Raw genomic sequence first — 15,888 nt, 5'->3', positions numbered from 1 at the left:
CAACCTACCGATCCGGGCTTATCACGGCCTCGAATCCATCGTCATATCCATGGCGGGGGGAGGCAAGTTCCAGCTTCAGGTTTGCCCCTTGGGCAATGGTCGCAACAATTGCCAAGCCAAGCCCGGACCCTTCGGCCCGGGAATTCGCCCGTTCAAATCGGCGGGTCAACTGTGCCAGAGTGGCCGCCGGGACAACCGCACCGCCGTTGCTTACACGAAGCGTTCCGTCCGGTGACAGGCACACCTGTACGTCCGTTCCATGACAGACCGCATTTTCGATCAGGTTACGGGCAAGGATGGCAAAGGCGTCAGGATCGATCCGCAGGTCCACGGCCCCCGCGGGAACCAGCGGACGCACCTGAAAATCATCCGCAACCAGCCTGAGGATGGGGGAAACATCGGTAACGGTGTCCTGCGGCACCAGATGTTCCGCACGGGCCAGTTGCAGCAGCTTTTCCACCAGCCGCGTCACACGCTTCAACTCCCGCTCGATCCGGCGTGCGCGATCCGCTGCTGGCCCCGAAGACACTTCCGACATCAGCAGTTGCACATGGGCCAGCGTGGCGGCGATCGGGGTCCGCAGTTCATGTGCGGCATTGGCAGAGAAGGCACGCTCGGCGTGCAGTGCCTTGGACAGATTGGCCATCAGGTGGTTCATCTCGTCCCGTATGGGCAACAACTCGGCCTGCAGGCCGGATGTCATCAAGGGGCGCAGATCATCGGGGGTACGACCCGCCACCTCGGCCGACAGCGCCCGCACCGGGCGCAAACGGTAACTGGTAAAGGCAATCACGCCAAACAGACATAGAGGCAGAAGCAGCAGAGCGGGAAACAGCAATGTCGACAGAACGCCCCAGGCCGCCTCCCGTCTTTCGTTCAGCGGGCTGGCCACATCCAGCGTCCGTCCCGCAGTACTGCGGACGAAATAGCGATGATCATCCCGCGTGCTGAACCCTTCGGGCGAAGGCACGGCAAAGATATCTGCCGATGCGCCGGTTGATTGCTGCAGGATTGTTCCGTTTTCGTCCCGAACAGCCCAGAACAGCAAGGCTTCGGCCTGCGGCGGCAGATCGACCAGATCGCGATCGGCGGCAAGGGGCAGCAGGCGGTCGGCCGTTTGCTCCATCAAACTGTCGTAAACCTCATCCAGCTCTTCGCGCACGATCAGGGTTGCCCCCAGCATCGCCAGAATCCACAACGCCGTCAGCCCTGCCCCAAGTCCAAGCGCAAGATCACGCCGAAGGCTGCGCGGTTTTTTCATCGTAGAATCCTGTACCCGAGGTTGCGCAGCGTTTCGATACTGTTGCGCCCCAGTTTCTTGCGAAGACGGCTGACATAAACCTCGATCGTATTGCTCTCCACCTCGGCATCAAAGGAATAGAAACGATCCTCCAGTCGGGATTTGGAAACCACCCCGCCCCGTGCCTGCAGCAGTGTTTCAAGAATGATCCATTCCCGCTGCCCCAGATCGACGATTCCACCCGGTCCGCGCACAACCCGTCCGGCCAGGTCCACCGAATATTCGTTGAGCATCAGATGCGGATTCGGATCACCGGCATACCGGCGGGCAACGGCGCCGATACGGGCCGTAAGCTCTGCCAGATCGAAGGGCTTCACCAGATAATCATCGGCACCGGCGTTCAGCCCGTCGATACGGTCCGTAATCCTGTCCATCGCCGTCAGGACAATGACAGGCACGTCGGACCGGTCGCGCCGCAGCCCTCGCAACAGATCCAGCCCATGGCCGTCCGGCAGCATCATATCCAGCAGAACCAGATCATAGACCACCGTGGAAAGGCATGCACGGGCATCGGCCAATGTCTGCGCCCAATCGGGCAGATGGCCATCTGCCGTGATCCGGTCCCGGACTGCCGTGCCAAGGCCGACATCATCCTCGATCAGCAATATCCGCACCGCACGCCTCCCTTTGCGCAAACATAAAGAAACGTCCCGCAGACGCCACAGCGTTCAGGCTCGTGTCAGGATCAAAACCGATGAAGGCGGCACCGATACCGAGGACCGCCATGAAAACTGCCATGATCCGCCTGACAATCCTGACCGTGCTATGCGTCGCCCTTCTGGGCGGCTATCTCGCGCATCTGCAGATCAGCGGCAATTTCCATCCGGTCGTGGCCGGCGTTGCCTATCGGTCGGCGCAGCCATCGGCCGAGGATCTTGCCCTCTGGACGGCCGAAACCGGCCTCCGCAGTGTCATCAACCTGCGGGGGGCGCATGAAGGCGCAGCATGGTACGACAGCGAAATGGCCGGTGCCGCCGCGCTCGGGCTGGTGCATTATGATTTTCAGATGTCGGCGGGCAAGCAGCTGACCCTGCAGGACGCCGCCCGATTGGTGGCCCTGCTGCGGGCCGCGCCGAAACCTGTGCTGATCCATTGCAAATCCGGCTCGGACCGGACGGGCCTCGCTTCGGCCATGCTGATGGCCGACCTCGGTGAAAACGAGGCCAGGGCCGAACGGCAGATTTCCATCCGCTACGGCCATGTCTCCCTTCCCTACACCGCCGCCTGGCCAATGGACCAAAGCTGGGAAGCTTTGGAAGGTTGGCTCGGCTATGCATCCTGAGGACATCCCCATGACCACGATTCCGGCCATCCCTTTCAACCAGAAAATCCGTATCGCCGGGTTGCGCCTTGCGTTTCTGGCGCTACTGCCGCCGATTGCCCTCTGTGCCTCGGCGTGGAATGCTCTTTCCATGACCATGATGGAAAGCGCGGGTATTCTTGCGATTGTCGCAGCCGTTCTGGGGCGGTTCTGGGCGATCCTCTACATCGGCGGGCGCAAGAATGCCGTGGTGATGCAGGACGGCCCCTATTCGATATGCCGCCACCCGTTGTATCTGTTCTCCACGATCGGGGCGGTGGGCTTTGGCCTGATGCTGGGCAGCCTTCTACTGACCGCGATGATCGGGACCGTTGCCTTTGTGATCCTGTCCCTGACCGCCCAACGTGAAGAAGATTACCTTCGTCGCACCTTCGGGCGCCAATACGATGATTATGCCGCACGCGTTCCGCGTATGCTGCCCGCGCCGCGCCGTTTCAGCACACCCAGAACGGTAACCTTCGACATCGGGACGCTATCGCGCAATGCCGCGGACGCATTGGTCTTTCTCAGCCTGATCCCCTTGGCCCAGATCCTGAATTGGCTTCATGCTTCGGGGATGCTGGGGGCGGTGCTGCTGAAATGAACTGAAGGTCCGGGCACTGCAGCCTTGTGCGCTGCAGTGCCCGAAAATGTCATTGTTTCACACGGCGCAGGAAGGCCTGCGTTCGCGGGTCCTGTGCATTTTCAAAAATCTGCGCAGGGGGCCCCTGTTCCACGATACGCCCGCCATCCATGAAAATGACCCGATCCGCTATTTCACGGGCGAACTGCATTTCGTGGGTCACGATCAGCATGGTTTGCTGCCGCTCTGCCACGCGTCGCATCAGGTCCAGCACCTCGCCCACCCATTCAGGATCCAGCGCCGAGGTCGGTTCGTCGAACAGCATCAGCTCGGCATCCAGCGCCATTGCCCGCCCGATCCCCACCCGCTGCTGCTGGCCGCCGGACAGGGCGGCAGGATAGCTGTCTGCCTTGTCCGCCAACCCGGTTTCCTGCAGGATCGTATCGGCCCGGGCCTCGGCCTCTGCGCGGGGCCGCCCCTGAACCGTTATCAGGGCTTCGGTGATATTCTGCCGCGCGGTCTTGTTCGCAAACAGCGCATAGTTCTGGAAAACGAATGCCGTTCGGCGCCGCAGCCCGAGGATTTGTGCCTTGGTGGCCCGTGCCGCATCGACAGACAGATCACCGATTCCGATCACACCCTCATCAGGACGATCCAGAAAATTGATGCAGCGCAGCAGGGTGGATTTTCCGGTGCCCGAAGGTCCGATGATCACCACCCGCTCTCCGTCCTGGATCGTCAGGTCGATACCGTTCAGCACGGTATTCGTACCGAAACGCTTGGTCAGTTTATCCAGACGGATCATCGGGTGAACGCCTTATTCAAATTCGTCTCCAGCCGCCGCTGCACAAAGGACAATGCCTCGACCAGTACCCAGTACACCAATGCGACCACGATAAAGGATTCGAAGAACAGAAAGCTGCTGGACGCCTCTTTTTGCGTGGCCCCCATCATTTCCGTCACCCCGAGGGTAAAGGCCAGAGATGTGCTTTTGATCATGTCGATGAAATAGTTCATCAGCGTGGGGGCAGCCACACGGGCCGCCTGGGGCAGGATGATCCGCCGCATCATCTGGATGCGCGTCATGCCGACGGCCTCGGATGCCTCCCACTGGCTGCGATCCACGCCCTGAATGGCCGCGCGAATGCTTTCGGCCATATAGGCGCTGAAATGCAATGTCAGCCCGATGATCGTCGCCTGCACCCCCGTCAGCCCCGACATGAACGGCATCAGCGACGGCAGCCCGAAATAGAACAGGAACAGCTGTACCAGCAGCGGCGTCCCCCGGAAAAAGCTGATGAAGACCACGACAGCCTGATCCAGCACCGGAATGCGGGCCACACGTTCAACTGCCAACAAGGCCCCGAGGATCAGCGCGCAGATCATCCCGACTGCCGCCATGAACATCGTCAGCGGCAGGTACCCCAGGATGATGGGCACCAGACCAAGCATGAAATCGAGGTCCAGCGCCCTCATGTCAGTTTGCGCCCGTCGGAACGGTCACATCCGTTTCCAGCCATTTTTCGGAAATAGCCGCAAGCGTGCCATCCTCTTTCATCGAGGTGATGGCGGCATCCACCTTTTCACGCAACTCCGTTGCATCCTTGCGGAAGGGCAAGGCGTTCTGGATCTCGCTGAAGGGCTGTCCGGCCAAGGCCAGCGGCAGCGGGCTTTCGGCAATCACCTGCCCCGACGAAACGCGGTCCATGACAAAGGCATCCACCCGGCCAAGCGCGGTATCCTGCGCGATATTGGATTCATAGGTCAGGATATTGATTTCATCCGAATAGGGCAGATCGCGCAGCAGCTGCTCGAAGTTGGAGCCGAGGTTCACGGCAACCTTCCGCCCCTTGAGCGATTCCGGGCCAGTGATTTCGGTTTCATTGCCCCGCTTCACCACAACCTGTGCCCCGTCATAGACATAGGGCTGCGTAAAATCGAAACGGGCCTCCCGCTCGGGCGTAATGGTGATCTGGTTGGCAACGGTATCGATCCGGTTCGAATCCAGCGCCCCGATCAACCCCGAAAACGACATGGTCACGAATTCCACGTCCAGATCGGTCCGTTTGCCGATCTCGTTCATGAAGTCGATCTCAAATCCCTGAAGCGTGTCGCTTTTCGTGAACGTGAACGGGAAATATCCACCCGACGTCCCCACACGCAGCGTTTCGGAAAGCGCGGGCGTGGCCAGCGCGGCGGCAGCAACCGCGGCGAATGTCAGGGCTTTGAACATGATATTCCTCGTTTTCTTTCCAGAACGCTCGACATGACGTTTTCACGCGCGCCCTGCAATATAGCACAAGAAACAAGGATGCCTTGCAATGGGTTCCGCCATGCCGTGAACGAATATTCCCACCGCAGATGGCAAATCGGAAGAACGTTCCGGTCATATGACGGTTATGGGGGTCTCCAACCAATGTTCTTCCAGATTCGGGGTGGTTCCGATGCGGTCCACCACCATGAAAAGCCCGGGCGGATGCAGGGACGTCAGCACCCCGTGCCATGTTCCGCGATGCAGGTTGACCCCCTGATGCGGTGCCGACAGAAAGGCCAGCGGCACACCCGGGCGCCCCCCGTCATCCGGTGCGACAATCACCAGAAACGGATGCTCCGACATCGGCATGAAGGCCTGGCTGCCGTGCGGATGCCGCTCCATCATCTCCAGCCGGTACGGCAGGTTGCGTGGCACAGCCCGGAAAATGGAGATACCGAGCCTTCCGCCTTCTGCCACGCAATGGGCCCGGTCATGGAAACGCTCGCACATTCCCTGATTGATCATCATATCGGCCGGGCCGGACGCCTCCAGCACATCCCCGAAGGGTGCAAAGGCCGTGGAAGTCAGGGGCTGTGTCCGTATCTCCATCCCGTCCCCCTATCAGAAGCGACGCAAGGCCGCGTGGCGGTTCACATCCTTGTACAACAGGTAGCGGAACGGCCCCGGTCCGGCAGCATAGCAGGCCTGCGGGCAGAAGGCGCGCAGCCACATGAAATCACCGCCCTCAACCTCGACCCAATCCTGGTTGAGCTTGTAGACCGCCTTACCCTCCAGAACATATAGCCCGTGTTCCATCACATGCGTTTCCTCGAACGGAATGACCGCGCCGGGCTGAAGTGTCACGATGGTGATATGCATGTCGTGGCGAAGATCCGCAGGATCGACGAAACGGGTTGTGGCCCATGCACCATCCGTGTCGGGCATCGGGCTGGGGGCAACATCGTCATCATGCAGGATCAGCGGGTCAGGACGCTCCATCCCCGCACCGTCCCACAGCTTGCGGAACCAGTGGAAGCGCGCAGGCTCCTCGGCCCGGTTGTGCAGGCACCACGCCATACCGGCAGGAATATAGACGTAGTGGCCCGCCCGCAGCGTATGATCCACGCCATCCAGCGTCAGGACCGGCGTACCGCCCGTGATAAACAGCACGGCCTGCGCAGCGGCCTCCGGCTCCGGCAGATCAGAGCCGCCTCCGGGCGCGACCTCCATCACATACTGGCTGAAGGTTTCGGAAAACCCGGTCATCGGTCGCGCAATCACCCAAAGCCGCGTCTTGTCCCAATTCGGCAGGAAGCTGGTGACGATATCCGAAAATACCCCCTTGGGCAGAAAGGCATAGGCATCGGTGAATACCGCCCGCCCCGTCATCAGTTGCGTCTGGGGCGGCAGGCCGCCTTTGGGGGTGTAATACTGGGTCATAGAAGGGCCTTCAGTCGATGTTCGATGATGCGTTCAACCTGCGCGCAGGCGGTGGTGAATTCGGTATCGCGATCATGGGCAATGCGCTGGCGGAATGCGGCAAGAATGCCGTCCTTGGTATGGTCGCGCACGGCGATGATGAAAGGAAAGCCGTGCCGGGCAACGTATTCGGAATTCAGCGCGGTGAACTCTGCCCGCTCGGCATCCGTCAGCGCATCCAGCCCCGCGCTTGCCTGTTCCGATGTGCTTTCGGCCGTCAAACGTCTGGCCGCCGCCAGCTTGCCCGCCAGATCGGGATGCGCGTTCAGCGTGGCAAGGCGGTCCGCCTCGCTTGCGGAACGGAATATCCGGCACAGGGCGTTATGCAGCCCGATCGCGCTGTCATGCGCGGGCCCCAGCTCCAGCTGCCATGCCCGCTCGGCCACCCAAGGGGAATGTTCGACGATGCCGCCGAAACGCGCCACGAACGTCTCGCGGTCCATCTGGCTGGGACGTTCGCGTCGCCTATGCGGATGGGTTGCGGCCCAATGCGCCGCAATCTGGCCGCGTGTGGCAAACCACGCACCGCCCTTCTGCGCCGCATATTCCAGAAAACGCACAAGCCCGGCAACCTTGCCCGGTCGTCCGATCAGACGGCTGTGCAGCCCGATCGACATCATCTTGGGCGATCCCGCAGCACCTTCGTCCCACAGGGTATCAAAGGCATCCCTCAGATAGGTAAAGAACTGCTGACCGTTGATATAGCCGGGCGCCGTGGCAAAGCGCATGTCGTTCGCCTCTAGCGTATAGGGAATCACCAGCTGATCGCGCGCGCCCACCTCGACCCAATGCGGCAGGTCGTCGTCATAGGTATCCGATATCCAGTCGAACACGCCGGTTTCCGCCGTCAACCGCACGGTATTGGCAGAACAGCGCCCCGTGTACCAACCGCGCGGCGGCGTACCCACCACCTCGGTATGCAGGCGGATCGCCTCGGAAATCTGGCGACGCTCCTCATCCTCGGGCATTGCCCGGTGCTCGATCCACTTGAGACCGTGAGACGCGATTTCCCAACCCGCCGCCTTCATGGCAGCCACCTGTTCGGGGCAACGCGCCAGTGCCGTGGCCACACCGAAAATGGTGACCGGGAGCCCCCGCGCGGTAAAGATATCATGCAGCCGCCAGAACCCTGCACGTGCTCCGTAATCGTAGATGGATTCCATGTTCCAGTGCCGCTCTCCCACCCAGGGGGAGGCACCGGCAATATCGGACAGAAACGCCTCTGATGCGGCATCGCCATGCAGGATGGAATTCTCTCCCCCCTCTTCATGGTTCAGCACGAGGCTGACAGCCACCTTCGCCCCGCCCGGCCAAAGGGCATCGGGGCGCGCGGCGCCATATCCCGTCATATCACGTGGATAACGGTTCACTGCTCAGCTCCCCCGATAGGTGCTATACGCGAACGGCGACAGCAGCAGCGGCACATGATGATGGCCCGCGTCCGAAATCCGGAACCCGACCGGCACCACATCCAGAAACGTATCGGGCTGGCCCGTTGCCCGCAGATAGTCGCCGGCATGAAACCGCAGTTCGTAATTCCCCAATGCCAGATCCGCGGCCATCGGGGCATCGGTGCGGCCATCCGAATTCGTCACCGCCTCTGCCAGGGGCACATCACCCTGCCACAATGTGATCTGGACCCCCTCTGCAGGGCAGCCGCGGGCGGTATCAAGAACATGGGTCGTCAGTCGCGCCATGAAATGTCCTTTTTCAATTCGGATGTAAGGGGGGAAGCCGCTGCGGCCACCGCTGCATTCCGCAACAACTGGCTTGCCACTCCGACGGCGATTGCCTGCGGATGCTTGCCCAGAGCAGGGTCGCCGATCGGGCAGGTGATGCGCGCCGGATCATGGCCCAGCGCTGCCAGACGGCTGGAGAAGCGTGCAGCCTTGGTGGCGGATCCGATCAGCCCCGCAAAGCGGAACCCGTGCTGAAGAAGGCTGTGGCAAATCTCCAGATCCAGCGGATGCGAATAGGTCAGGACCAGATGCTCGGCCTGCGGCGGGGCACCTGTGACCATATCCGCCACGTCTGCGGACCAGCGCGCCGTCACGCCTTCGGGAATGGCGGGAAAACGGTCGGCCGCGGTATCCAGCCACGTTATCGCAAAATCCGGCAAGGGCCGTATGGTATCAATCAATGCGCGACCGACATGCCCGGCACCCCAGATCCACAGCTGCCGCGTCGGACGGGCCACGGGTTCCACCATCCAGCCCTGAACAAGCTGCGGGGCCACCGGTTGACCCCTGTCCCGCGCGCGTTTCACAAGCCGCGCCACCGCCAACGGCATCGGCCCCGCCCCGCGCGCAACCACGGGGCCCTCGGGGGCCGCGGCCAGCACCTCTGACCAGAGCGTCACCGCGCCGCCGCAACATTGCCCAAGGGACGGGCCCAGTGGATGGCGGGTAATACGATGCCCCTCGCTCATCCCGCGAGCATTCGCTATGGCCTGCCATTCCAGCGCCCCGCCACCAATGGTCCCTTCGGTTCCGGTCGCCCAGACCAGCATGGCCGCACCTATCTCCCGGGGAGAGGAGCCTTCGACCTTGGCCACCACCACGCGGACCACCGGCCCATGTTCCGCAATGGCGCGTGACAGTGCTGCAATATCAAACCCCATTTTCGACCGCCCGCAGGATGCGTTCGGGCGTGGCGGGGGCATCGATCAATCCGCCCCCTGCAGCACGAACCGCATCCTGGATTGCCAGAAATGCCGATATGCCCAGCATGAACGGCGGCTCCCCTACGGCCTTTGACCGGCCGACTGTCCCTTCGGAATTCGGCCGGGACCAGAGCGCCACATTGAACACATGCGGGCGATCCGAACAGGCGGGGATCTTGTAGGTGGAGGGTGCATGCGTTGTCAGCACGCCCTGCGCATTCCATACCAGTTCCTCGGTGGTCAGCCAGCCTGCCCCCTGCACATATCCGCCCTCTATCTGCCCGATATCCAGTGCCGGGTTCAGGCTGCTGCCGGTATCATGCAGGATATCGGCCCGCAGGATCCGGGATTCTCCTGTCAAAGTGTCGATCACCACTTCGGATACGGCAGCGCCATAGGCGAAATACAGGAACGGGCGGCCCTCACCGCGTTTTCTGTCCCAAGTGATCTTCGGAACCTTGTAGAACCCCGTGGCCGAAAGGGAGATGCGGTTCTGATAGGCGATCTGGACCGCCTCCGCGAACGGAATGCGGCTGTCGGCAATATGGACATGGCCTGCACGGAACAGGATCGTATCCGCCGCCACGCCGTGCAGCGCCGCAAGACAATCGGCAATCCGCCCGCGCAGCGTCTCGCAGGCCGACTGGGCTGCCATGCCGTTCATATCCGCCCCGGAGGAGGCCGCCGTGGCAGAGGTGTTCGGCACCTTGGAGGTATCGGTGGCCGTGATCTTCACCGTCTCCATAGGGACATCGAACACCGAGGCCGCTATCTGCGCGACCTTCTGGAACAGCCCCTGCCCCATTTCCGTCCCGCCATGGTTCAGATGGATGGAACCGTCCTGATACACATGGACCAAGGCCCCCGCCTGATTGAGCCATGTCAGCGTAAAGGATATCCCGAACTTGACCGGCGTCAGGGCAATTCCCTTTTTCAGGACAGGATTGCGGGCATTCCAATCGGCCACCGCCAAGCGGCGGGCTGCATAATCCGACGTTTCCTCCAGTTTCGCCACCAGATCATGCGCGATGAAATCCTCTACCGGCATGTGATAATGCGTGGTCTGCACCCCATCGGCCACAGGCACATGCGCCGGACGTGCTGCCCCTTCCTGCCCCTGAGAGGTCAGATCAACGCCCGTTGCCGCAGCATCGGCCCTGATCTGCGTATTCGCCTCCACCGGCACCTTGGGCGCGATGGGAGCATCCCCGCCCGTCATCGCACGGTAGAAATTGACCCGGCGGACCGCCAGAGGGTCCATCCCCAAGGTAGCTGCGATATGGTCGACAATCCGCTCGATTCCGATCATTCCCTGCGGGCCACCGAACCCGCGAAAGGCGGTGGCGCTCTGGGTATTGGTTTTCAGGCGATGGCTCTCGATCCGGATATCCGGCAGGTGATAGGTGTTATCGGCGTGCAGCATCGCCCGGTCCGCCACCGCCAACGACAGATCCTGCGCCCAGCCACACCGCAGCAAATGGCGCAATTCCAGCCCGGCGATCCGGCCATCCGCCCCGAAGCCGACACGGTATTCGATGCGAAGGTCGTGGCGTTTACCCGTGATCATCATATCATCATCACGGTCATAACGCATCTTGCACGGACGGCCCGTCAGGCGCGCGGCCAAGGCGCAGGCGATGGCCAGGGCATTTCCCTGGCTTTCCTTCCCCCCAAAGCCGCCGCCCATACGTCGCACCTCTACACGGACCGCGCTCATGGGAATGTGCAGGGCGTGCGCCACCTTGTGCTGGACCTCGGTCGGATGCTGGGTAGAGGAGTGGATTAGCATATCCCCCCCCTCTTGGGGAACAGCTGCAGCGATCTGCCCTTCCAGATAGAAATGCTCCTGCCCGCCAACAGTCAGGGCAGCCTCAATCACGTGATCGGCGGCGTCGATGGCGCGCGCGGCATCACCTTTCTGCCAGATTACCGGGCCGTCCTCGAACCGGCTGTTGGCCACCAACGCGTCCTCGATCGTCAGGACAGGCGTTTCGGCAGCATAGGTTACCCGTGCCAGACGTGCCGCGCGCCGGGCCGCCAAGTGGGTTTCGGCCACCACGATGAACAACTGCTGCCCCGCATGGTTCACCCGACCGGCCGCCAACAAAGGCTCATCATGGACCGATGCCGAACAATCGGGAATTTCGGCAAGATCATCCGGCCCGATCACCGCCACAACGCCGGGGGCAGCCCGTACCGGTGCCAGATCCAGCACCGTGATCGCCCCCCGCGCGATAGAGGAAAGCCCGAAGGCCAGATGCAACGTGCCGCGCGGCAAAGGCATATCATCCACAAAGCGGGCGGCACCTGTCACATGCAGGGGCGCTGCATCATGGGGGAGCGGTTTGCCGATGCTCATGATGCCACCTCCTGAACCGAGGTCACGTTGCCCGCCAGATCATGGATGTATCGTGTCAGCAGGTTCTGTGCGATTTTTAGACGATAGCCGGCGCTGGCACGCATGTCGCTGAGCGGGGTAAAATCCTCTGCGAACACCTCGGCCGGCAGGGTTGTTAGGGGCTTTCCAGTCAAGGCAGCCTCTACCGCGCTTGCACGTTTGGGCACAGCCGCCATTCCGCCGAAGGCGATGCGCGCGCCGGTTACCACGCCATCCGTCACGGTAATGTTGAAGCAGCCGCAAACCGCCGAAATGTCCTGATCGAACCGCTTGGATACCTTGTAGCACCGCAGCGCGGGGGATGCGGCCGGGATGCTGATGGCCTCCACGAACTCACCGGGGTGACGGTCCTGCTTGCGGTAATCAAGGAAGAAATCTTCCAGCGGCATATCCCGCCGCGCATTCCCGCGCCGTAGATGAAGCCTTGCACCCATCGCGATCAGTGCGGGCGGCGCATCCCCGATGGGAGAGCCATTTGCGATATTTCCGCCGATGGTCGCCGCGTTCCGCACGGGCGGCGAGGCAAAGCGGCGCAGCAGTTCGGCCAGCGCGGGATGGGTGTCCACCACCGCCTCTGCCAAGGCAGAGATGGTCACACCCGCGCCGATGCGCAGCATGTCCCCCTGCTGTTCGATACGCTGCATCTCGGCGATGCCGCCCAGAAATATGGCGGGCGTCACATCGCGCAGCCCCTTGGTGACCCAAAGCCCCACATCCGTGGCCCCGGCAACCAGCGTGGCATTTGGCATCTCGGCATAAAGGGTGGCAAGTTCATCCGATGTGGCGGGGCTATGTGGCAGGCCAACGCCTTCGGTGGCCATATCGGGTTCGGTCAGCCAGTCGGGTCTGGGGGCCGTCGCCGCCCGCTCTGCCGCGCGGACAATCGGGGCATAACCGGTGCAACGGCACAGGTTGCCTGCCAGCACATTGTCATGATCCGTTCGTCCCGTGGCATGCGCCGCCGCCATCGACATGACAAAACCCGGCGTGCAGAATCCGCATTGGCTGCCGTGGCATTCCACCATCGCCTGCTGCACCGGATGCAGCCGGCCATCCGGGGCGGCCAAACCCTCGACAGTGCGCACAGCCTTGCCATGCAGCTGTGGCAGAAACAGGATGCAGGAGTTCAGTGCGCGTGGTCCGCGCCCATCGGTGACCATCACGGTGCAGGCACCGCAGTCGCCCTCATTGCACCCCTCCTTGGTGCCGGTCAGCCCCCGCGTTTCACGCAGCCAGTCCAATAACGTGCTTGTGGGGGAGGCATCCGCAATGCGTACGGGCATTCCATTCAGATGAAACGCGATATCCATGGGTCAGACCTGCCGCGATACAGAAACAAGCCCGCTGCGGGCGGCCCCGCCCGAGACGGCGTAAAGCAGGGCGCTTCTCCCCAACAGGCCGATACGGCGACGCACAATCAAGAGGCGATGTGCCGCCTTGCGGGCAGATTTATAATCCACCCGCAACAATCATGCCTGATCGCCTAATTTTCGGGCCCCATGGCGAAAAAACGCACAGGTGTTATGCGATCATACGGCCAAGGGTCCGCCGTCGACGGTTTTCTGGATTCCCTGAAGGATTTCACCCGCCGCATCCGCCGTAAGGCTCCGGTACCAATCTTTGGTAAGGGCGGGATCGATACCATGCGTGATATCGCTGCGGACACGGGCGCGCAGCACCAGTTCGGCACAACGATCAACACGAGCCGCCTGATAGCTGGCCAGCGCGGCGTCCAGATCGTCCGGATACTGTGTCAGCGCCCGCTCCAGCACCACCGCATCCTCCATCGCCATGCAGGCCCCCTGCCCCAGATCCGGGGCGGTGTTATGCGCCGAATCCCCCAGCAGAACCATGCGGCCGTTCACCCATGTGCCGATCGGATCAATATCGTGGATCTCCACCCGATTGAGCGAATCGGTGCTGATCGCGTCCAGCAGGCACTGAACCGGCTGGCACCAATGGCTGAAATGCCCACGCAGTTCCGCCAGACGGTCCGCGGGGGCCTCCCCGCCCGCGGGCCGGGGAACATCGAAGAAATAATAGCATTTTCCCGCCCCGATCGGCATGATCGAGACACGCTTTCCCTCGCCCACATAGGTTGTCCAGCTGGTCACGGGGGCAATAGCCGGATCGGCAGGAACGATGCCGTTCCAATTGGTATACCCCGCAGACCTCCGCGACAGTGGCGACCCGAGGATGTGCGAGCGAATTGCCGAATGCGCGCCGTCCGCCCCGATGATCAGATCACCCTGCGCCTGCATGCCGTTCGAGAACGTCGCCGTACCATCCTGCGCTGCCGTCAGCAGTTCTGCCCCGAAATGGATCTCCTCACGGCCGAAACGATCGATCAACCTGTCCTGCAGGGCAGCCCGTGAAACCGGATAGGCCCGCGCGCCCGAGGCATCGTAAAGCGGCTGCAACGAGAAATCCGTCATACCCGCGCCGCTCAGGCCATCGACATATGCCATGGTTTCCATCTGGCCGCCCAAAGCCTCCACATCCGGCCCAAGGCCCAGATGCTGCAGACAGCGGATACCGTTCGGCCACAGGGACAGGCCCGCCCCCACCGGGCGCATCTCGCGCACCTTTTCGAAAATCTCGATATCATGGCCAAGGCGACGCAAGGCCAAACCAGCACATAGCCCGCCAATTCCCGCGCCGATGATCAGAATTTTCATATGCGCCCGCCTTTTTCCGGTTTTACGACAACCTCGAAGTCGTATGTCGCACCCCTGCCGGAGGCAAGCACCGGATGGGGCCGCCCCTCGGAACCGCCCGTTTACCGCCCGCAGCTGATTATTTTTCGGGCAGATACCGTCCGCCACTGCAAGATTGCCAAGTGGTTCCCCGCACCGGCAGACTGCATTACCCTGAACAGGTCACTTGCAAAGGTTGCCCCATATGCGGATCCACGCGCCAGCCATCCTCTATTTCGACACGGTCCGCAGGGCAGGTTCCATCCGCGAGGGGGCGCGGCAACTGAATGTGGCCTCTTCGGCTGTGAACCGTCAGATCCTCAAGCTGGAAGAGGAAATCGGCGCCCCCCTGTTCGAGCGACGCTCTACAGGCATTGTCCTGACAACCGCGGGGGAAATGCTGGCACGGCACGTCATTGTCGTTCTGCAGGATCTGGAGCGGGCAAAATCCGATATCTCCGCGCTGCGCGGCGCCCGGATCGGCCATATATCCGTGGCGGCGATCGAAGGGGTATGCGCCTCCCTGCTGCCGGCCGTCATCCTGCGGATGGGAAAGATTGCGCCGCGTATCCGGCTGACCGCGCAGATGATGGGATCGCGGGCCATTCCCGATGCACTCAACGACGGGCGCGCGGATGTCGGCATCACCTTCTCCCCCTCGCGGACGCCGCAGGTCCGGCAGGCGCATGTCGCAAAATTCAAGCTGGGCGCAATCATGGCCCCCACCCACCCCCTGGCACACCGCCAGACCGTAACACTTTCGGCCTGCTGTGATTATCCGCTGCTCTGGGCGGGTCCGAACCTGTCGATCTCGGCACTTCTGGAGCCCCATATGCAGACATTGGGCCGCACGGTAGAGCCGATGCTGGTCACCGATTCCATCGATCTGACACGGCGGCTGGCCATGACGCCCCCCCTCATCGGCTTCCAGACCCCTATCGGGCTGGAAACGATGCTGGAGGACGGCAAGCTGGTCCATGTTCCTCTGGAAACCGCGCGCGGGCCGATCTGGTCCGATCTGGGCATCTATGTTCGCGCAGGCCGGTCCCTGCCGGGGGCCGTCGATCTGTTTCTTCAGGTGCTGATTGCAGAACTGCAAGGGCAGGAATCCATCTGAACGCCGGCCCCTGTCATCAGGGTGATGCCGAAACGGCATCAGCCTGTGCGATAATCTGTTCTTCTTAGATCGCCCGATACTGGCCTATGACGACATCAC

At 62.1% G+C, this 15,888-nt stretch carries 16 protein-coding genes; 3 read left to right on the top strand and 13 right to left on the bottom strand.

The window, feature by feature from the left end:
* Positions 1–4: 4 nt before the first annotated feature.
* Together TR36_RS10060 and TR36_RS10055 are read right to left on the bottom strand one after the other, a co-directional pair.
* Positions 5–1,261 carry a histidine kinase dimerization/phospho-acceptor domain-containing protein gene (locus TR36_RS10060; RefSeq protein WP_062763141.1) on the bottom strand — a complete coding sequence of 419 codons (1,257 nt, stop codon included), beginning with the start codon at positions 1,259–1,261 and terminating at the stop codon, positions 5–7.
* Positions 1,258–1,914, bottom strand: a complete 657-nt coding sequence (locus TR36_RS10055) for a response regulator transcription factor (RefSeq protein WP_045391125.1) — start codon at positions 1,912–1,914, stop codon at positions 1,258–1,260. The genes TR36_RS10060 and TR36_RS10055 overlap by 4 nt, the downstream gene beginning before the upstream one ends.
* Before the next feature lie 110 nt (positions 1,915–2,024).
* Between TR36_RS10055 and TR36_RS10050 the strand changes: the two genes are divergently transcribed.
* Together TR36_RS10050 and TR36_RS10045 are read left to right on the top strand one after the other, a co-directional pair.
* Positions 2,025–2,582 (top strand): tyrosine-protein phosphatase, encoded by a 558-nt coding sequence (locus TR36_RS10050; protein WP_045391944.1) that lies wholly within the window; start codon positions 2,025–2,027, stop codon positions 2,580–2,582.
* Between the two features lie 10 nt (positions 2,583–2,592).
* Positions 2,593–3,204 carry an isoprenylcysteine carboxylmethyltransferase family protein gene (locus tag TR36_RS10045; RefSeq protein WP_045391128.1) on the top strand — a complete coding sequence of 204 codons (612 nt, stop codon included), beginning with the start codon at positions 2,593–2,595 and terminating at the stop codon, positions 3,202–3,204.
* A gap of 49 nt (positions 3,205–3,253) precedes the next feature.
* On the opposite strand, the gene TR36_RS10040 is transcribed toward TR36_RS10045, so the two are convergent.
* The 11 genes from TR36_RS10040 to hpxO form a co-directional block, all read right to left on the bottom strand.
* Positions 3,254–3,988: an amino acid ABC transporter ATP-binding protein gene (locus tag TR36_RS10040; RefSeq protein ID WP_062763139.1), complete on the bottom strand. Its 735-nt coding sequence runs from the start codon at positions 3,986–3,988 to the stop codon at positions 3,254–3,256.
* Entirely contained in the window at positions 3,985–4,659 is a 675-nt protein-coding gene (locus TR36_RS10035) for an amino acid ABC transporter permease (protein WP_045391131.1), read from the bottom strand. Before TR36_RS10035 ends, TR36_RS10040 begins: the two co-directional genes overlap by 4 nt.
* 1 nt (position 4,660) lies before the next feature.
* Positions 4,661–5,416, bottom strand: a complete 756-nt coding sequence (locus TR36_RS10030) for an amino acid ABC transporter substrate-binding protein (RefSeq protein WP_045391135.1) — start codon at positions 5,414–5,416, stop codon at positions 4,661–4,663.
* A gap of 153 nt (positions 5,417–5,569) precedes the next feature.
* Complete coding sequence (locus tag TR36_RS10025) at positions 5,570–6,046, bottom strand: ureidoglycolate lyase (RefSeq protein ID WP_045391138.1); 477 nt, start codon at positions 6,044–6,046, stop codon at positions 5,570–5,572.
* Between the two features lie 12 nt (positions 6,047–6,058).
* Complete coding sequence (locus TR36_RS10020; RefSeq protein WP_045391141.1) at positions 6,059–6,877, bottom strand: bifunctional allantoicase/(S)-ureidoglycine aminohydrolase; 819 nt, start codon at positions 6,875–6,877, stop codon at positions 6,059–6,061.
* The gene (gene puuE / locus TR36_RS10015) at positions 6,874–8,286 is read right to left on the bottom strand and encodes an allantoinase PuuE (protein ID WP_045391144.1); all 1,413 of its coding nucleotides are present in this window, start codon (positions 8,284–8,286) and stop codon (positions 6,874–6,876) included. Before puuE ends, TR36_RS10020 begins: the two co-directional genes overlap by 4 nt.
* 3 nt (positions 8,287–8,289) lie before the next feature.
* Positions 8,290–8,613: a hydroxyisourate hydrolase gene (uraH, locus tag TR36_RS10010; RefSeq protein WP_045391147.1), complete on the bottom strand. Its 324-nt coding sequence runs from the start codon at positions 8,611–8,613 to the stop codon at positions 8,290–8,292.
* Positions 8,601–9,536, bottom strand: coding sequence for a xanthine dehydrogenase accessory protein XdhC (gene xdhC, locus TR36_RS10005; RefSeq protein ID WP_045391150.1), 936 nt, complete (start codon positions 9,534–9,536; stop codon positions 8,601–8,603). The genes uraH and xdhC overlap by 13 nt, the downstream gene beginning before the upstream one ends.
* Entirely contained in the window at positions 9,526–11,937 is a 2,412-nt protein-coding gene (gene xdhB / locus TR36_RS10000; RefSeq protein ID WP_062763137.1) for a xanthine dehydrogenase molybdopterin binding subunit, read from the bottom strand. Before xdhB ends, xdhC begins: the two co-directional genes overlap by 11 nt.
* Positions 11,934–13,286: a xanthine dehydrogenase small subunit gene (xdhA, locus tag TR36_RS09995; RefSeq protein ID WP_045391153.1), complete on the bottom strand. Its 1,353-nt coding sequence runs from the start codon at positions 13,284–13,286 to the stop codon at positions 11,934–11,936. The genes xdhB and xdhA overlap by 4 nt, the downstream gene beginning before the upstream one ends.
* Before the next feature lie 219 nt (positions 13,287–13,505).
* Positions 13,506–14,654 (bottom strand): FAD-dependent urate hydroxylase HpxO, encoded by a 1,149-nt coding sequence (gene hpxO, locus TR36_RS09990; protein ID WP_062763135.1) that lies wholly within the window; start codon positions 14,652–14,654, stop codon positions 13,506–13,508.
* A 223-nt stretch (positions 14,655–14,877) separates the two neighbouring features.
* On the opposite strand from hpxO, the gene TR36_RS09985 reads away from it, so the two are divergent.
* Positions 14,878–15,789, top strand: a complete 912-nt coding sequence (locus tag TR36_RS09985) for a LysR family transcriptional regulator (protein ID WP_062763132.1) — start codon at positions 14,878–14,880, stop codon at positions 15,787–15,789.
* Positions 15,790–15,888: the final 99 nt, after the last annotated feature.

The organism is Falsirhodobacter sp. alg1, assembly GCF_000739715.2.
GTDB lineage: Bacteria > Pseudomonadota > Alphaproteobacteria > Rhodobacterales > Rhodobacteraceae > Falsirhodobacter.
This window is presented reverse-complemented; position numbering and strand designations above follow the sequence as displayed.

What these genes read in the sequence shown, in the direction of transcription:
- TR36_RS10060 (WP_062763141.1), bottom strand. Translation starts at nt 1,261, where the DNA reads ATGAAAAAACCGCGCAGCCTTCGGCGTGATCTTGCGCTTGGACTTGGG.
- TR36_RS10050 (WP_045391944.1), top strand. Translation starts at nt 2,025, where the DNA reads ATGAAAACTGCCATGATCCGCCTGACAATCCTGACCGTGCTATGCGTC.
- TR36_RS10045 (WP_045391128.1), top strand. Translation starts at nt 2,593, where the DNA reads ATGACCACGATTCCGGCCATCCCTTTCAACCAGAAAATCCGTATCGCC.
- TR36_RS10040 (WP_062763139.1), bottom strand. Translation starts at nt 3,988, where the DNA reads ATGATCCGTCTGGATAAACTGACCAAGCGTTTCGGTACGAATACCGTG.
- TR36_RS10035 (WP_045391131.1), bottom strand. Translation starts at nt 4,659, where the DNA reads ATGAGGGCGCTGGACCTCGATTTCATGCTTGGTCTGGTGCCCATCATC.
- TR36_RS10030 (WP_045391135.1), bottom strand. Translation starts at nt 5,416, where the DNA reads ATGTTCAAAGCCCTGACATTCGCCGCGGTTGCTGCCGCCGCGCTGGCC.
- TR36_RS10025 (WP_045391138.1), bottom strand. Translation starts at nt 6,046, where the DNA reads ATGGAGATACGGACACAGCCCCTGACTTCCACGGCCTTTGCACCCTTC.
- TR36_RS10020 (WP_045391141.1), bottom strand. Translation starts at nt 6,877, where the DNA reads ATGACCCAGTATTACACCCCCAAAGGCGGCCTGCCGCCCCAGACGCAA.
- uraH (WP_045391147.1), bottom strand. Translation starts at nt 8,613, where the DNA reads ATGGCGCGACTGACGACCCATGTTCTTGATACCGCCCGCGGCTGCCCT.
- xdhC (WP_045391150.1), bottom strand. Translation starts at nt 9,536, where the DNA reads ATGGGGTTTGATATTGCAGCACTGTCACGCGCCATTGCGGAACATGGG.
- xdhB (WP_062763137.1), bottom strand. Translation starts at nt 11,937, where the DNA reads ATGAGCATCGGCAAACCGCTCCCCCATGATGCAGCGCCCCTGCATGTG.
- xdhA (WP_045391153.1), bottom strand. Translation starts at nt 13,286, where the DNA reads ATGGATATCGCGTTTCATCTGAATGGAATGCCCGTACGCATTGCGGAT.
- hpxO (WP_062763135.1), bottom strand. Translation starts at nt 14,654, where the DNA reads ATGAAAATTCTGATCATCGGCGCGGGAATTGGCGGGCTATGTGCTGGT.
- TR36_RS09985 (WP_062763132.1), top strand. Translation starts at nt 14,878, where the DNA reads ATGCGGATCCACGCGCCAGCCATCCTCTATTTCGACACGGTCCGCAGG.